Below are 16705 nucleotides of genomic sequence, written 5' to 3' on the forward strand. Positions count from 1 at the left end.
GTCACGACGACCACGCCTCAGGTGGGCAACCGGTACGTCGGCGGATCGTCGTCGCTCACGGCCGGGTCGCGGGTGACCAGGCCGTCCGCCACCAGGGCGTCCACGCAGCGGGCCAGCTGGCGGGCGTCCGGCCAGACCGCGTCGACGGCGGCGGCGGGCACCGGGCCGAGCGCGTCGCGGAGCAGGGCCATGACCCTGCCGCGCACCTGGCGGTCGGTGCCGGTGAACCCCTGGACCTTCCGGCGCCCCGCGTGCTCGTCCGCCGGCCGGCCCGCGGCGAACCAGGCGCACACGTCCTGCACCGGGCAGGCGTCGCAGCGCGGGGCGCGTGCCGTGCACACCAGCGCGCCGAGCTCCATGGACGCAGCCGCCCACCGGGCCGCCGTCGCGTGGTCGTCGGGCACGTACCGGGTGGCGCGCCGCACCTCGCCGACCGTCTGGCTCGGCGCCGGCAGCGCGACGCCGTCCACCGTGCGGGCCAGCACGCGCCGCACGTTGGTGTCGAGCACCACCGACCGCCGTCCGTAGGCGAACGCCAGCACCGCGGCCGCCGTGTACGACCCGACCCCGGGCAGGGCCAGCAGCTCGGGCTCCGACGACGGCACCACGCCGCCGTGCCGCTCGACCACCGCACGCGCACACTCCTGCAGCCGCAGCGCCCGCCGTGGGTAGCCCAGCCGGTCCCACGCGCGCAGCACGTCCGCCGTCGAGGCCGCCGCCAGGTCCGCGGGAGCCGGCCACCGGGCCATCCACGCCCGCCAGGCCGGCTCGACGCGGACCACCGGTGTCTGCTGGAGCATCACCTCGCTGACCAGCACACCCCACGGCGTCCGGTCCGCCGAGCGCCACGGCAGGTCGCGCGCGTGCTCCGCGAACCAGGCGAGCACCGGCTCACGCAGCTCGGTCGGGTTCGGTGGCACCGCAGCATCCTGCCTCACGGGGCCACCGTCAGCGGCGCTGGCTACCGTTGTCGCATGGCAGAGGTGCGGGTGGCGCCGTGCGCCAGGGCCGACGACGCGGTCGCGGTCCTGGACCGCCCCGGGGACGCCGGACGCTGCTTCTGCCAGTGGGACCGGCTGACCCGGCCCGCGTACCGGGAGTCGCCCGCCGACGTGCTCAAGGACCGGCTCGCCACCCGCATCACCGGCGCCGACGCGAGCCCCGGTGTGGTCGCGACGGTCGAGGGGGAACCGGTCGGCTGGGCCTCGGTGGCGCCGCGACCGGAGTTCCCCCGCATCCGGAACAGCCCGTCGATGACCACACCCGAGCTGAAGGCCGACTGGGACGACCCCGGGATCTGGTCGGTCACCTGCTTCGTCGTGCGGACCGGGTACCGCCGCCGAGGGGTCGCGAGCGCCCTGCTCCCGGCGGCGGTGGAGCACGCCCGGGCCTCCGGGGCGCACACGCTGGAGGGCTACCCGCTCGAACCGGGCCCCCGCAGGCTCTCGTCGGCCGACCTCTTCCGCGGCACCGTCAGCCTCTTCCGGGCGGCCGGCTTCGACGTCGTCGCCCGCCCCAGGGACGGTCGGGCCGTCGTCCGTCTCGTTCTCTGAGCACGCCCGCGCGTCGGCCGGGCGGGTCGGCGAACCTTGCCTCTACGGTGGTCGCGCCGCGGGGTCACGCGGCGCTCGTCCTGGAGGATGCATGAGCGACTCGCGACGCCTGCCCGCCCGTGTCTACTGGGTGCGCCGCTTCGTGGTGCTCGGCATCCCGCTGATCGTCATCGCGGTCGTCGTCTGGTTCGTCGTGCAGCGCGGCTCGGGGGACGACCCCGAACCCGCAGGTCAGGCCGAGACGTCGACGGCGCCGACCGAGGACACCTCGGAGCCGGAGCCCAGCGACATGACCTGCGACCCCGGCACGGTCGCCGTCGCCATGACACCGGATGCCACCACGTTCGCGCCTGGCGTGAGCGCGACGTTCACCGTCTCGATCACCAACACCGGTACCGACGCGTGCCTCGTGGACGCCGGAGAGGCGCAGCGCGAGATCGTCATCACGTCCGGCTCCGACCGGGTGTGGTCCAACCGCGACTGCATCGTGCCCGGCACCGAGACGCGCACCCTCCTGCTCGCCGGCGGTCAGGCGGACACGACGCCGTTCGCGTGGAACCGGGTCCGGTCCGCGGCAGGCTGCCCGCCGGACCTGCCCGCCCCGGGCGCCGGCACGTACTCCGCGCAGCTCGTCGTCGCGGGCGTCAGTGCACCCGCAGCCGTCTTCGGCCTCGAGTGACCTAGACGTACCGCATCGAGGATGCTCGACTCCGCGAGCCGGGACAGGCCCTCGCGCACGGCTCGGGCGCGCTGCTCGCCGACGCCGTCGACGGCCATGAGGTCCTCGATGCCGGCCGCGAGGAGCTTCTGCAGGCCGCCGAAGTGCGCGACCAGGCGGTCGACGATCGCACCCGGCAGGCGCGGGACCTTGGACAGCAGCCGGTAGCCGCGGGGTCCCGCGGCCGCGTCGAGCGCGTCGCCGCCCCCGGGCAGGCCGAGCACGCTGGCGATCCGGGCGTTGTCGAGGAGCTCGGTCGAGTCGAGCTCGGCCAGCTCGTCGAGCACCGAGTCGACCTCGCGGCGGCTGGTGTCGACGTAGTCGCGGATGATCAGCGCCCGGTCGGAGCCGATGCCGCCCACCAGCTCGTCCAGCTGCAGGGTGAGCAGGCGGCCGTCGGTGCCCAGCTCGACGACGTAGCCCTCGATCTCCTCGGAGATGCGGCGGACCATCTCGAGGCGCTGCACCACGGCCGACACGTCGCGGACCGTGACCAGGTCCTCGATCTCGAGCGCGGACAGCGTGCCGCTGACCTCGTCGAGACGCGACTTGTACCGCTCGAGGGTGGCCAGGGCCTGGTTGGCGCGGGACAGGATGGTGGTCGAGTCCTCGATGACGTGCCGCTGACCGCCGACGTACAGCGCGATGATCCGCATGGAGGCGGACACCGAGACGACGGGCAGGCCGGTCTGCTTGGCGACGCGCTCCGCGGTGCGGTGGCGGGTGCCGGACTCGGACGTCTCGATGGTCACGTCGGGCAGGAGCTGCACGGCGGCGCGCAGGATGCGGGAGATGCCCGCGTCGACCACGACGGCGCCGTCCATCTTGGCCAGCTCACGCAGGCGGGTGGCGGAGAACTCCACGTCGAGGACGAAGCCACCGGAGCAGATGCTCTCGACGGTCTGGTCGAACCCGAGGACGATCAGCGCGCCCGTCCGGCCCCGCAGGATCCGCTCCAGGCCGTCACGAAGCTCGCCGCCGGGCGCGACGGCGGCAAGGGTCGACCTCAGGAGGTCGTCGGGAGCGTGCGAGTGGGGCACGGATGCATGGTAACGACGAGGACCCACGTCGGCGGCCGCGACCCGCATGCCGGACCCGTTCAGCACGACGGGTTCGCTCGTTCGCCGGTGCTCACGCGGGCGGCGGGGGTGCGGTGCTGTCCCGGACCACGAGGTCGACGAGGATGCGGTGCTGCTCGGCCACGGGCGGTGCCCCGCTGCGCGAGCGCGTGATCGCCGAGGTGAGCGCGCGGGCGGCCGCCTTGCCCTTGGCGTCGAAGTCCTGGTGCACCGTGGTCAGCGCGGGGCGCAGCCGCCGGGACAGGGGGGAGTCGTCGAACCCGACGACGGAGAGGTCCTCCGGCACGCGCAGCCCGGCGTCCTCGGCGGCGTGGACCAGCGCGGCGGCCATGAGGTCGGAGAAGCACAGCACCGCGGTCGGGCGGTCCGGGTCCGCCACCAGGGCCCGCGCGCCGTGCGAGACGTCCGGCTCCGCGTTGTCGCGGACCTGCATGACGACGGGCGTCACCCCGGCGTCCGCGAGGGTCTCGACCCAGCCGGCCTGGCGCTCCCGCGCGACGAAGTTCGACGTGGCGAGGCCGGCGTCCGGTGCCCAGCCGGGCGTCGCGGTCGGGTTCATGGTGAAGATGCCGATCCGCCGGTGACCGAGGTCGAGCAGGTGCTGGGCGCCCAGCCGGGACCCGTGGCGCTCGTCGAGGTGCACGCTGGACGCGTCGGCCTGCGGCTCGCCGTCGATGAACACCAGCGGCAGCTTGCGCTTCACCAGCCAGTCGACCGCCGGGTAGTCACCGGCGCACCCGTACACCAGGGCGCCGTCCATCGGGATGTCGCGGGCAGGGATCGTGCCCTCGGACCCCGTCGACGGCAGCAGCACGACGGCCATGCCGGTGGGGGCCAGCTCCTCGGCGACCGCGCCGAAGAACGCGGCCGCCATGGGGTCGAGGAACGCCGTGCCGACCGACTCGGTGAGCAGCACGCCCACCGCTCCCGTGGTCCCGCGGGCGAGCGCCCGCGCCGACGGGTCGGGACCGACGTACCCGAGCTCTGCCGCGGCGGCGAGGATCGTGCGTCGCATCTGCGCGGAGAGCTGGTCCGGGCGGGAGAACGCGTTGGACACCGTCATGCGGCTGACCCCGACGCGGTCCGCGATCGTCTGCAGCGTCACCCGGGACATGACGCCACCCTGTTCCGCTCCATGCGGGACAGGGTAGGTCGCCGGGACGAGTCCCGGAGTGCTGGTCGTCATCGCGCCGGGTGGCCGACCTCGCAGCCGTTCGCGGGGGCGACCGCGTCGGCCAGGTGGTGCAGTGCTCCGGCGAGCGTGCGTCGGGCGCGGGGGGCGTGCGTGCGACGCGTGCGCTGCCGCGGTGCCGCCTCCTCGACCTCGGGCGCCCAGGGGCGGGCGCTCTCGGCCTCGTGCTGCGCGACGGTCGCTCCGAAGAGCAACCCGAACTGCGGGGTGTCCATCGACATCAGGGTCTCTCCTATCGGCTGGTCGTTCTTCTGTACCGCTAAAGTAACCCTGCGTTCTGTACCGGTCAAGAGATATCCGAGGTCAGTTGTCGTCGGCTCGACGGCACGTGGCGTCGTCGGCTCCGGGCGGCACGGTCGCGGGGACGGCGACGTGGTCGCGCACGTCGAGCGTCGGCGATGGACAGCCCGCGCGCAGGCGGGTCGGTCGGTCAGCGCTGGGCGGCGGCAGCCAGCTCGGGGACGAGCCCGGCCGCGGTGACGGCCTCTCCGAGGTCCGCGGCGGTCAGCACGGTCAGCCCCGCGGGCGGGGTCGCGCCGTCCAGGGCGCCCGCGGGCACGATCGCGCGCGTGAACCCGAGCCGAGCCGCCTCCGCGAGCCGGCGACCCACGCCGGACACGGTCCTGATCTCCCCGGCGAGCCCGACCTCGCCGATGGCGACCAGCCCGCGCGGCAGCGGCACGTTCTCGCGCGAGCTCACCGCGGCCAGGGCCAGCGCCAGGTCTGCGCCCGGCTCGACGACGCGGGCGCCGCCGATGGTGGACACGTAGACGTCCTGGTCCGCCAGGCGCGCACCGAGCCGGCGCTGGAGCACCGCGAGCACCATGGCGAGCCGGCTGCTGTCGACGCCGCTCGTGGTGCGCCTCGGGTTGGGCACAGCGCTGGGCGCGACGAGCGACTGGACCTCGACCACCAGCGGTCGCCGGCCCTCGAGGGTCACCGTCAGGCAGGTGCCTGGGACGGCGTGCATCGCCTGGGAGATGAAGAGGCCGCTCGGGTCGGGCAGGCCGACGATCCCGGACTCCGACAGGTCGAAGCAGCCGACCTCGTCGGTGGGGCCGTAGCGGTTCTTGGTGGCGCGCAGCATCCGCAGGCGCGAGTGGCGCTCGCCCTCGAACTGGCAGACGACGTCCACGAGGTGCTCGAGCGTGCGGGGCCCGGCCACCGAGCCGTCCTTGGTGACGTGCCCGATCAGGACGACGGGCAGGTCCCGGGACTTGGCGGCCTGGATCACCGCGGTGGCCACCTCCCGCACCTGGGAGACGCCCCCGGCGGTGCCCTCCACCTGGGCGGAGGCGATGGTCTGGATCGAGTCGAGGACGAGCAGGTCCGGGTCGACGTGCTCGATGTGGCCGAGCACCGTGCCCAGGTCGGTCTCGGCGGTGAGCAGCAGCTGTGGGTCGAGGGCGTGGATGCGCCCGGCTCGCAGGCGGACCTGGGCGGCGGACTCCTCGCCCGTCACGTAGAGGACCTTGCGGCCGGTGCGGGCTGCGCGCGCCGCGACGTCGAGCAGCAGTGTCGACTTGCCGACTCCGGGCTCGCCGGCGAGCAGCACGACCGCGCCGGGCACGAGCCCGCCGCCGAGGACCCGGTCCAGCTCGTCGACGCCCGTGGGCCGGGATCGCGCGGTCTCGACGTCGATCTGGTCGATCGGGCGGGCAGGCGAGCGCGCCGGGTTCGTGGCGACCGTGCGCGGGGCTCCACCGCCGGGGCCGGTGTCCTCCACGACGGAGCCCCACGCCTGGCACTCGCCGCAGCGGCCGACCCACTTGCCTGCCGTCCACCCGCACTCGGTGCAGCGGAAGGCGGGGCGGGCGCTGCGGTCGGGCCGCTTGGACGAGGTCGAGGTCACGCGCCGCACGCTAGCCGCAGCCTCCGACACGACCCTCTTGCGCCACGGCTGAACGCACGTTTAGTGTTATGAACGTGCGTTCAGAGGATCTCACCGCGCGGGCCCGCATCCGGGACGCCGCCGTCGCCCGCTTCGGGCGGGACGGGTTCCGGGCGCCGGTGCGCGCGATCGCCGAGGACGCCGGGGTCAGCGCCGCGCTCGTCATCCACCACTTCGGCTCCAAGGACGCGCTGCGCGCGGAGTGCGACCAGCACGTCCTGACCGTCATCCGCGAGCAGAAGTCGAACGCCATCGCCCACGCCTCACCCGCGGAGACGATCGGGATGCTGGCCACCGTGCAGGAGTACGCGCCGCTGTTCGCGTACCTCGTGCGCAGCCTGCTGGACGGGGGAGCGCTGGCCGGGCACTTCGTCGACGGGCTCGTCGACGACGCGTCTGCCTACCTGCAGGCCGGCGAGGAGGCCGGCACCGTGCGGCCCTCGGCGGACCCGGCAGGCCGCGCCCGCCAGGTCGTCGCCACCCAGGTGGGGCTCCTCGTCATGGCGCAGCTCGACGCCGCCGCCGGCCACGGGGTCGCCCCCACCGAGTCGCCCGCCGAGGCGATCGTCCAGCTGTACGAGCGGTCCATGCTCGCCGGCCTGGAGCTCTACACGTACGGCCTGCTCACCGACAGCAGGTACCTCGACGCCTATCAGCACTTCCGGCAGGACAAGGAGAAGCCATGACCGACGCCATCGCGGTCAGCGGACTCGTCAAGTCGTTCGGCGCCAAGCGCGCGCTCGACGGGTTCGACCTCACCGTCCGCACCGGGGAGGTGCACGGCTTCCTCGGACCCAACGGCGCGGGCAAGTCGACCACCATCCGTGTGCTCCTGGGGCTGCTGCGTGCCGACGCCGGCGAGGTGGAGCTGCTGGGCGGCGACCCGTGGCGCGACGCCGTCGCCCTGCACCGCCGGCTCGCGTACGTGCCGGGCGAGGTCAACCTGTGGCCCAACCTGTCGGGCGGCGAGGCGATCGACGTGCTCGGGCGGCTCCGCGGCGGGCTCGACCCCGCGCGGCGCGACGCGCTGATCGAGCGGTTCGAGCTGGACCCCCGCATCAAGGGCCGCGCGTACTCGAAGGGCAACCGGCAGAAGGTCGCGCTCGTCGCGGCGCTCGCGGCGGACGTCGACCTGCTGCTCATGGACGAGCCGACCAGCGGGCTGGACCCCCTCATGGAGGCGGTGTTCCAGCAGGTGGTGCAGGAGGCGGCGGCCGACGGGCGGACCGTGCTGCTGTCCAGCCACATCCTGGCCGAGGTGGAGGCGCTGTGCCGGCGCGTGACGATCATCCGGCAGGGCCGCGCCGTGCAGAGCGGGTCGCTGGAGGAGCTGCGCAGCCTGACCAGGACCACGGTCACGGCGGGGCTGCGGGAGGCCGACGACGCCGAGCGCGCGCTGACGGGCCTCGAGGGGGTGCACCACGTGCAGCGGGACGACGGCCACCTGACCGTCGATGTCGACACCGCCTTCCTCAACGACGTGCTCGCGCGGCTGACCGCGTTCGGCGTCCGGTCGCTCACCGCCCACCCGCCCACCCTGGAGGACCTGTTCCTCCGGGAGTACAGCGAGGAGCTGGCGACCCTGGGGCTGCACGAGGAGTCACGGTGAGCACCGTCGTCGACACGGGCTCGTCGGAGCTCGCCGGCACCCGGGGGCTCGTGCGGGTCGCGCTGCGCCTCGACCGGTGGCGGACGTTGGTGTGGGCGGTGGCGGTCGCCGGCCTCACGCAGGTGTCGGTCTCCGCGATCGCCGAGCTGTACTCGACGCCCGAGTCCCGCGCCGGCCGCGCCCAGCTGATCTCCTCGCCGGCGGCCACCGCCCTGGCCGGCCCGGGATACGGCCTCGACGACTACACCGTCGGCGCGATGACGGCGAACGAGCTGGGCCTGTGGATCATGGTCCCGGTCGGGATCATGGCGCTGCTCACGGTGACCCGGCACCTGCGTGCCGCCGAGGAGGACGGCCGGCTCGAGCTCGTGCGGTCCGCGCCCGTCGGCCGGGACGCGCCCGTGGTCGCCGGGCTGACCGCGGCGGTGGTGGCGACGCTCGCGGTCGGCGCGCTGACGTTCCTCGCCCTGCTGACCACCGAGCTCGACCCGGTCGGGTCCGCGGCGCTCGTCGGTGGGGTCGTGATGGTGGGCCTCGTGTTCGCCGGCGTCTCGGCCGTCACGTCGCAGCTCACCGCCCACGGCAGGACGGCGAGCTCGCTGGCCATGGCCGTGCTCGGCGTCGCGTTCCTGCTGCGCGCGGTCGGGGACGTCCGTGGGCCCGAGAGCACGAGCGTGCTCACGTGGCTCTCGCCGTTCGGGTGGGCGCAGGCGACGCGGGCGTACGTCGACGAGCGGTTCTGGCCGCTCGGGATCGGCGTCGTGGTCGCCGCCGTCCTGGTGGCGGTCGCGTTCTGGCTCGTCGGTCGTCGCGACCAGGGCACCGGTCTGCTGGCCGAGCGGCTGGGCCGGCCGCGCGCGTCGCGACGCCTGACCGGGCTGGTCGCCCTGACGCTGCGCCGGCAGCTGGGCGCCATCGGGGCGTGGGGGTTCGGCATCGTCGTCAGCGGCGCCCTCATCGGGCTGCTGGCCGGGGAGCTCGTGGACTACGTCGACGACGAGCCCCAGCTGGCGCAGATGTTCCCCACGGGCTCGAACGGGGTGATCGCCTCCGCCTTCGCGCTCTACACCGTTTTCCTCGCGGTGATGGCGGCGGCGTACGCGTCCACGGCGGTCGCCGCGGCCCGGTCCGAGGAGGTGGCCACGCGCGGGGCGCTGGCGCTGTCCGCGCCGGTCTCCCGCACCCGCTGGCTGGGCTCGCAGGTCGGCGTCGGGGGCGCGGCCGTCGTCGCGATCATGCTGCTCACCGGCCTCGTGATGGGCCTGACCGCGAACGCGTCGCTGGGTGGCGACGGCCACGTGCCGGAGCTGGTCGGCGCGTCGATGGTGACGGTCCCCGCCATCGCTTGCGTGCTCGGGGTCGCGGTCGTCGTCATGGGAGCTGCTCCGCGCGCGTTCGGCGTGGTCTGGGCGTACGTCACGTACGTCGGTGTGGTCGGGCTCTTCGGCGGCCTGCTCCCCGACGGGTCCGACGTGCTGTCGCCCTTCACCTACACGCCGCAGCTGCCCGCCGAGCCCATGGACTGGCCTCCGGTGCTGGTGCTCTGTGTGGTCGCCGTCGCGCTGGTCGGGGCGGGGCTCGCCGCGTTCCGGCGACGTGACGTCATCGGCTGACATTCCGTCGGTAGGCTGCGGGGCGTCCGGCGAGGGTTCGGGCGACGTGATGCAAGGGGGAGCCCCGATGAGCGACACCGGCCGTCCCGGCCCCGAACGACCGGCCGGCCCGCCGACGCCGCCGATCTCGAACTGGCAGGTGGCCCAGCCGACGCCGCCGACGGCGTCGATCCCGGCCTCCGAGCCGGCCGCACCGTCGAGCCCGACCCGCGCGTCCGTCCGGGAGAACGCCTCGGCCGAGGCCGCCCCCGCGCCGCCCACCTCCGAGCGGCCGCGGTGGCTGGTCCCCGCGATCATCGGCGTCGTCGTGCTCGTGATCGCAGCGATCGTCATCGGCATCCTGGTCAGCCGCTCCGGCGACGACACCGCGGACGGGTCTCCGGCCGCTGCGTCGACGATCCTGCTGCCGTCCCCGACGCCGACCGTCGAGCCGGTCGCCCGGCCCGCGACCACCGCCTTCGCCGTCGCCCTGCCGACGAGCGTGCTGCAGTACGCGCTGGCGACGTCGGCCGTCGACACCGAGTGGCAGGCCGCCGGTGCGGTCGAGGCCTACACCGAGACCTACACCGACGGCGGCGCGGGCACCGTGACGGTCCGGTCCGGCCAGTGGGAGACCCCCGAGGAGACCAACGCGGTCGCCGCGACGCTCATGGCCGCCCTGCCGGTGGCCACCACGCCGGCGCCGTCGGCCTCGTCCGAGGGTCCGGCCCTGCCGCAGAGCGGCGAGGTCGTGACCGCCGACGGCACGGTCGCCGGCACCTTCTCGATGGCGGACGCCGGTGACGGGACGGGCGTCGCGGTGTGGACCAACGGGACCACGATCTTCCAGGTGACCGCCCCCGTCGAGGACATCGCCGACGTCTACAGCGCGTTCCCGCTCTGACGGCCGAGGCTGCTGCGACGAAGGCTCGTCGCAGCAGCCTTCAGCTGGCCTCGATGACCGACAGGACGTTGCCACCCGGGTCCGTGAACCAGGCGATCAGCGGGCCGCCACCGCGGAACACGAAGTCGTCGTCGGTCTCGGTGGGCGTGCCCGCGTACTTCTCGAACACCACGCCGCGCTCGCGCAGCTCCGCGACGGTGCCGGGCACGTCCTCGACGGGGAAGTTCAGCACCGTGTAGCCGGCGGGCTGGTGCGCGGGGCCCTTCGGGTAGACGAGCACCTCGTGCCCGCTCTCGAACCGCAGGAAGAGCATCCCGTTCTCCTCGGAGACGTCGAGCCCGAGCACGTCGGCGTAGAACGCTCTCGCCGCCGGCACGTCGTCGGTCGAGAACCCGCTGAACGCTCTCGTGAGATCCGCCATCACCACTCCTCGGAGTCATCGTCGGCACGTCGCCGCTCCAGGCTCCCGCACGCCCCACCCCCGCGCGACCGCAGGAGCGCCGGGCCGGTCACCCGGGTGCGGCGGGCAGGGTGACCGTGAACGTGGTGCCGGGTCCGCTGGTCACCGTGATGGTGCCGCCGTGCGCGGTGACGACGGCGTGCACGATCGCCAGGCCCAGGCCGGTGGACCCGGTGGCGCTGTTGCGCGAGGGGTCGCCGCGGGTGAACCGCTGGAACAGGCTCTCGCGCAGCGCGGGCGGGATGCCGGGGCCGTCATCGGCGACCTGCAGGACGACCTGGTCGCCGGCACGGCGGACGCGGACGGTGACGGCGGTGCCGGCGGGGGTGTGCAGCCGGGCGTTCGACAGGAGGTTGGCCAGCACCTGCCGCAGGCGGTGGTCGTCGCCCACGACGAGCGCGTCCTCGGAACCGTCGTCGTCGGGCGCGGCGAGGTCGAGCCGCCAGTCGTGGTCGGGGCCGGCGGCGTGCGCGTCGGTGACGGCGTCGACGGCGAGCAGGGACAGGTCGACGGGCTCGGACGCGAGCGGCCGGCCGGCGTCGAGGCGCGCGAGCAGCAGCATGTCCTCGAGCAGCGCCGTCATCCGCTGCGACTCGGACTCGACGCGGGACATGGCCTGCAGGGCGCTGGCGGGCAGGTCGTCGGGGGAGCGGCGGACCAGCTCGGCGTACCCGCGGATGGAGGCCAGCGGCGTGCGCAGCTCGTGGCTGGCGTCGGCGACGAACCGGCGCACCTGCGACTCGGACTCGTGCCGGGCCCCGAGCGCCTGCTCGACGTGCCCGAGGAGCCTGTTCAGGGCGGCACCCACCTGTCCGACCTCGGTGGCGGGGTCCGTGTCGCGTGCGGGCACCCGGTCGGCGAGCACCACCTCGCCGCGGTCGAGCGGGAGCCGGGAGACCCGGTTGGCGGTCCCGACGACGCGGTCGAGCGGCCGCAGCTCGCGGCGCACGAGGACGATCCCGGCGGCGGCGGCGACCAGCAGCGCGAGCGCCGCGACGACCACCTCGACGGCGACGAATGCGGTGACGGTGCTGGTCACGGAGGTGGTGGGCAGGGCGGTGACGGTGGTGCCGACGGGGGTGGCGCCGGCGATCGCGCGCATCCTGCCGAGGCCGCTCACCGCGACGGTGACGGGGCGGTCGTCGACCGGGACCGCCAGCAAGTCCACGACCTGGTCGTCGTCCAGCGCCACGGCGGTGCCGTCGTCGCCGATGTAGTAGGCCTGGTCGACCGTGAGGCCGGTCGGGTCCACCCCGTCCGGCAGCTCGACGACGACCGTGCCGGCGTCCTTGCCGGGCCGGTACGGGCCGTCCTGCGGCATATCGGTCATCTCGCCGGGGTCGCTCGCGCGGGAGAGCTCCGGCCCGTCGACGGTGCGACGGTGCGCGGCGGTGAGCTTCTCGTCGAGCTGGTCGGTCAGCGAGCGCTGCAGCGCGAGCGTGGAGACGGTGCCCATGACGGTCGCGACGACGGCGACGAGGGCGACGACCATGACGACGAGCCGCCGGCGCATCGTCCAGCGCGGTCGTGTGCCCATGAGGTCATGCTGCAGGCTTGAGCACGTACCCGACACCGCGCAGGGTGTGCAGCATCGGGGTGCGGCCCTTGTCGATCTTGCGCCGCAGGTAGGACACGTAGAGCTCGACGATGTTGGCCTGGCCGCCGAAGTCGTACTGCCAGACGCGGTCCAGGATCTGCGCCTTGGACAGCACGCGCTTCGGGTTGCGCATGAAGTACCGCAGCAGCTCGAACTCGGTGGCGGTGAGGCGGATGTCCTGACCGTCGCGGGTCACCTCGTGGCTGTCCTCGTCCATCGTGAGGTCGCCCACGACGAGCACGGCCTCCTCGCGCGAGGACACGGCACCGGTCCGGCGCAGCAGGGCGCGCAGCCGGGCGACGACCTCCTCGAGGCTGAACGGCTTGGTCACGTAGTCGTCGCCACCGGCGGTCAGGCCGGCGATCCGGTCCTCGACCGCGTCCTTGGCGGTCAGGAACAGCACGGGCACGTTGGGGTGCGTGGCGCGGACGCGGCGGAGCACGTCGATGCCGGACAGGTCGGGGAGCATGACGTCGAGCACGATGACGTCGGGGTCCAGGGCTTTGGCGGCGCGCACGGCGGCGTGGCCGCTCAGCGCGTGGTCCACCTGCCAGCCCTCGTAGCGCAGGGCGGTGGACAGCAGCTCGGCGAGGGTCGGCTCGTCGTCGACCACCAGCGCGCGGACAGGGGAGCCGTCGGCGCGGGACAGAACCTCCGGGCGACGGGTGGCGGTCGTTGTCATGGTCTCAGCCTCGGGTGGCTACCTGACGTGTGCCTGGAGCGAACCTGTGAAAGTGCTGAGTGCCCTCAGGTCAGCGGGTGCGGGCGTCCGGTGCCCAGGAGCGCCGCCGTGAGGATCGCCTCGATGGCGAACTGCGTGGCGGCCGGCAGGTCGACGCCGTCATCGAGCAGCCACTGGACCTGCAGGCCGTCCATGACGCCGATGATGGCGCTCGCGGCGCACTCGGCCACGTCCTGGGGGACGTCCCCGCCGCCGACCTCGACGATCGCCGCGGTGATCTCGCCGCGCAGGATCGTGAACCGGTTGGTCACCCAGTCGCGCGCGGGGTGGTCCTCGGTGACGGACTCGCCGGTGAGCACGGTGTACCCCTGCACGATGCCGCGCCGGTCGACGTTCATCCGGGCGGTGCGCACGAGGTGCTGGAACAGCTCGATGCCGTCGGGGATGTGCTGGCCCTCGAGGTCCCGGACGTCCTCCTTGTCGCGGTACTCCAGCACCTCGACGAGCAGGGCCTCCTTGGAGCCGAAGTGGTGCAGGACGCCCGCGTGGGTGATGCCCACCTGGTCCGCGACCTCGGCGAGGGAGCCGTTCTTGTACCCCTTGGACCCGAACGTGTGGGCGGCGGCCCGCAGGATCTCCGCGCGCCGCTCGGTGGTGGCCCGGCGGGGCTGCCGTGCGCGGCGCTGCGGCGCTGCGGCGGGGGGAACGGCGTCGTCCATGACCGAACCATACTGTGAAGACGGTAGTTACTGACAAGTCAGTAAGTCGCTCCACGACCGAGACCATACTGTGATCTAAGAACTTACTGACACGTCAGTAAGTTGTGCGTAGATTCGCCGCAGAAGACGACGACGTCTGATCGGAGAACGCACGGTGTCCCTCGACACGCCCACGACTGCCACGGCTGACCGTCCGCTCACCCACCTCCTCGCCGCCCTGAGCGTCGAGGACAAGGTGCGCCTGGTCGTCGGCGCCGGCCTGTGGTCCACCACCGCCATCCCGCACATCGGGCTGCGCGCCATGCAGGTCTCCGACGGCCCCGCCGGGGTCCGCGGCGTCTCCGACTCCGCCGACGAGACCTCCGCCTCGTTCCCCGCCCCCAGCGCGCTCGCCGCCACGTGGGACGTCGACCTCGCCGACGAGGTGGGTCACGTGTTCGCCGCCGAGGCCCGCCGCCACGGCGTCGACGTCGTGCTCGCCCCGCAGGTGAACCTGCAGCGCACGCCCGTCGGGGGACGGCACTTCGAGTGCTACTCCGAGGACCCGCTGCTCACCGGCGCCATCGCGGTGCACGTCGTGCGCTCCGCGCAGGACCGCGGCGTCGGCATGTGCGTCAAGCACTTCGTCGCCAACGACTCCGAGACCCAGCGCACCTCCTACCTCGCGCGGGTCGACGAGCGGACGCTGCGCGAGGTGTACCTGGCGCCGTTCGAGCAGCTGGTGCACGAGGCGCAGGCCTGGTCGGTCATGAGCGCGTACTCCGGCATCGACGACGGCACCACTGCCGCGACCGCCGCCGAGCACCGCCCGCTGCTCACCGGTGTGCTCAAGGAGGAGTGGGGCTTCGACGGCGTCGTCATGAGCGACTGGGTGGCCACCACCTCCGTCGCCCCGGCCGCCGAGGGCGGTCTCGACCTGCAGATGCCCGGACCCGACGGACCCTGGGGCGACGGGCTCCTCGACGCCGTCCGGTCCGGCGCCGTCAGCGAGGAGCTGCTCGACGCCAAGGTGCTCCGGCTCCTCCGGCTGGCGCAGCGCGTCGGCGCCCTCGACGGGGTCGACCCCGCAGGCGCCGAGCGCGACCGCGTGGCCGACGTCGACGTGCGCGAGGTCCTGCGCCGGCTGGTCTCCCGCTCGATGGTGGTGCTCCGCGACGACGAGCACGCCCTGCCCGTCGGGCCCGACGACGTCACCCGGATCGCCCTGCTGGGCCCCAACGCGGTCCACCCGTTCGTGCAGGGCGGCGGCTCCGCGTACGTCCGGCCGGACCACGCGACGACGCCGGAGGCCGCGCTCCGCGAGGCGTTCGGGGAGGTCGAGGTCGACGTGCACCCCGGAGCGGTGTCCCGCCTGCTGCCGCCCGCGCTCGACCTGTCCGGTCGCTGCACCACCCCCGACGGCCACACCGGAGCGCTCGCGGAGCTGCTCGCCGCCGACGGGACCGTGCTGTCCGGCTCCGACGTCACCGAGTGGCACGGCTGGCTCCGCGAGGTGCCCGGCACCGCGGCCGCGCTGCGTCTGCGCACCACCGTCCGGCTCGACGAGCCCGGCCGGCACGAGGTCGGCGTCGGGACGGTCGGCAGGCACCGCATCACGGTCGGCGGGCGGGTGCTGTCCACCAGCGAGCACGTGGTCGGCGCCGAGGTCATCCTCGACTCCAGCGTCAACCAGCCCGTCCCGGCGACGCTCGTCATCGAGGTGACCGAGCCGACCACCGTCGAGGTCGACGCGCTGGTCCAGGCCGTCCACCCCGTCGGTTACGCCAGCTTCGCGCGCGCCGAGCTGGTGCACCGCGTCCCCGGCACCTCCCCGGACGAGCTGCTCGCGGTCGCGGTCGACGCCGCCGCCGCGGCCGACCTCGCGATCGTGGTCGTCGGCACCAACGAGGAGATCGAGTCCGAGGGGTACGACCGCACGAGCCTCGCGCTGCCCGGCACGCAGGACCAGCTGGTCAAGGCCGCGCTGGCGGCCAACCCGCGCACGATCGTCGTCGTCAACGCCGGTGCACCCGTGCTGCTGCCGTGGCTCGACGAGGTGCCGTGCGTCCTGTGGGCGTGGCTCGGCGGCCAGGAGTGGCCCGACGCGCTCGCGGACGTGCTCACCGGGGTCACCGAGCCGACGGGCCGCCTGCCCTGGACGCTCCCCGCGCACGAGACCGACGTGCCCGTGCCCGACGCGGTGCCCGTCGACGGCGTCGTCGAGTACCGCGAGGGCGTCCACGTCGGGTACCGCTCCTGGCTGCGGCTCGACCGCACCCCGGCGGCGCCGTTCGGGCACGGTCTGGGCTGGACGACGTGGGAGTACGCATCGGTGTCCCACGCCGTCCAGGCGGACGGGTCCGTCCTGCTGGACGTCCGGGTCCGCAACACCGGTGCCCGCGACGGGCGCGAGGTGGTCCAGGTCTACGTCGAGCCGCCCGCTCCGGACGAGTCCCGTCCCGTGCGCTGGCTCGGCGGGTTCGCCGTCGTGCACGCCACCGCCGGCGAGCACGCAGATGTCCAGGTCCGGGTGGACGCGCGCGCGTTCCAGACCTGGGACAGCGCACTACCCGGCTGGGTCACCCCGGCCGGTACCTACCCGATCCGCGTCGGCCGCTCCTCGAGCGACCTACGCCTCAGCGTCGACGTCACCGTGCTCAGCCCCACGTCGGCACAGCCCGCGTAAGCCCACGCAAGCCCACGCAAGCCCGGTCGGGCGGGATCCGCAGT

The 16705-nt window shown here is 74.1% G+C and carries 15 protein-coding genes; 6 read left to right on the forward strand and 9 right to left on the reverse strand.

All coding sequences use genetic code 11. The features are described 5' to 3' along the window. Positions 1-17: 17 nt before the first annotated feature. Positions 18-938 carry an iron-sulfur binding domain-containing protein gene (locus tag CXY01_RS14795; RefSeq protein WP_246125385.1) on the reverse strand — a complete coding sequence of 307 codons (921 nt, stop codon included), beginning with the start codon at positions 936-938 and terminating at the stop codon, positions 18-20. A gap of 36 nt (positions 939-974) precedes the next feature. Here CXY01_RS14795 and CXY01_RS14800 point away from each other — a divergent pair, with 36 nt between their 5' ends. Next, on the forward strand, positions 975-1553 hold the full coding sequence (locus tag CXY01_RS14800) for a GNAT family N-acetyltransferase (RefSeq protein ID WP_146928348.1): 579 nt from the start codon (positions 975-977) through the stop codon (positions 1551-1553). 528 nt (positions 1554-2081) lie between these two features. On the opposite strand, the gene disA is transcribed toward CXY01_RS14800, so the two are convergent. From disA to radA, 4 genes are all read right to left on the reverse strand, one after another. Further along, on the reverse strand, positions 2082-3311 hold the full coding sequence (gene disA / locus CXY01_RS14810) for a DNA integrity scanning diadenylate cyclase DisA (RefSeq protein WP_246125386.1): 1230 nt from the start codon (positions 3309-3311) through the stop codon (positions 2082-2084). Positions 3312-3402: 91 nt separating this feature from the next. Further along, positions 3403-4464: a LacI family DNA-binding transcriptional regulator gene (locus tag CXY01_RS14815; protein ID WP_146928352.1), complete on the reverse strand. Its 1062-nt coding sequence runs from the start codon at positions 4462-4464 to the stop codon at positions 3403-3405. 68 nt (positions 4465-4532) lie between these two features. Further along, positions 4533-4757 (reverse strand): hypothetical protein, encoded by a 225-nt coding sequence (locus tag CXY01_RS14820; RefSeq protein WP_146928354.1) that lies wholly within the window; start codon positions 4755-4757, stop codon positions 4533-4535. A 215-nt stretch (positions 4758-4972) separates the two neighbouring features. Then, positions 4973-6394: a DNA repair protein RadA gene (gene radA, locus CXY01_RS14825; RefSeq protein WP_146928356.1), complete on the reverse strand. Its 1422-nt coding sequence runs from the start codon at positions 6392-6394 to the stop codon at positions 4973-4975. A 68-nt stretch (positions 6395-6462) separates the two neighbouring features. Here radA and CXY01_RS14830 point away from each other — a divergent pair, with 68 nt between their 5' ends. The 4 genes from CXY01_RS14830 to CXY01_RS20900 all read left to right on the forward strand — a co-directional run bounded on the left by CXY01_RS14830 (position 6463) and on the right by CXY01_RS20900 (position 10538). Continuing rightward, positions 6463-7119 carry a TetR/AcrR family transcriptional regulator gene (locus tag CXY01_RS14830; RefSeq protein WP_146928359.1) on the forward strand — a complete coding sequence of 219 codons (657 nt, stop codon included), beginning with the start codon at positions 6463-6465 and terminating at the stop codon, positions 7117-7119. Then, entirely contained in the window at positions 7116-8042 is a 927-nt protein-coding gene (locus CXY01_RS14835) for an ABC transporter ATP-binding protein (RefSeq protein ID WP_146928361.1), read from the forward strand. The genes CXY01_RS14830 and CXY01_RS14835 overlap by 4 nt, the downstream gene beginning before the upstream one ends. Next, entirely contained in the window at positions 8039-9655 is a 1617-nt protein-coding gene (locus tag CXY01_RS14840) for an ABC transporter permease (protein ID WP_146928363.1), read from the forward strand. Before CXY01_RS14835 ends, CXY01_RS14840 begins: the two co-directional genes overlap by 4 nt. A gap of 67 nt (positions 9656-9722) precedes the next feature. After that, the gene (locus tag CXY01_RS20900; protein WP_186813417.1) at positions 9723-10538 is read left to right on the forward strand and encodes a hypothetical protein; all 816 of its coding nucleotides are present in this window, start codon (positions 9723-9725) and stop codon (positions 10536-10538) included. A gap of 40 nt (positions 10539-10578) precedes the next feature. On the opposite strand, the gene CXY01_RS14850 is transcribed toward CXY01_RS20900, so the two are convergent. From CXY01_RS14850 to CXY01_RS14865, 4 genes are all read right to left on the reverse strand, one after another. After that, complete coding sequence (locus tag CXY01_RS14850) at positions 10579-10959, reverse strand: VOC family protein (RefSeq protein ID WP_146928365.1); 381 nt, start codon at positions 10957-10959, stop codon at positions 10579-10581. A gap of 88 nt (positions 10960-11047) precedes the next feature. Then, positions 11048-12535 carry a sensor histidine kinase gene (locus CXY01_RS14855; RefSeq protein ID WP_146928367.1) on the reverse strand — a complete coding sequence of 496 codons (1488 nt, stop codon included), beginning with the start codon at positions 12533-12535 and terminating at the stop codon, positions 11048-11050. 4 nt (positions 12536-12539) lie between these two features. Next, positions 12540-13277 carry a response regulator transcription factor gene (locus CXY01_RS14860; RefSeq protein WP_146928369.1) on the reverse strand — a complete coding sequence of 246 codons (738 nt, stop codon included), beginning with the start codon at positions 13275-13277 and terminating at the stop codon, positions 12540-12542. Positions 13278-13342: 65 nt separating this feature from the next. Beyond that, on the reverse strand, positions 13343-13996 hold the full coding sequence (locus tag CXY01_RS14865) for a TetR/AcrR family transcriptional regulator (protein WP_146928371.1): 654 nt from the start codon (positions 13994-13996) through the stop codon (positions 13343-13345). A gap of 154 nt (positions 13997-14150) precedes the next feature. Here CXY01_RS14865 and CXY01_RS14870 point away from each other — a divergent pair, with 154 nt between their 5' ends. Next, positions 14151-16661 (forward strand): beta-d-glucosidase, encoded by a 2511-nt coding sequence (locus CXY01_RS14870; RefSeq protein WP_146928373.1) that lies wholly within the window; start codon positions 14151-14153, stop codon positions 16659-16661. Positions 16662-16705: the final 44 nt, after the last annotated feature.

Origin of the sequence: Cellulomonas xylanilytica (assembly GCF_007989805.1) — a bacterium.
Taxonomy (GTDB): Bacteria; Actinomycetota; Actinomycetes; order Actinomycetales; family Cellulomonadaceae; genus Cellulomonas; species Cellulomonas xylanilytica.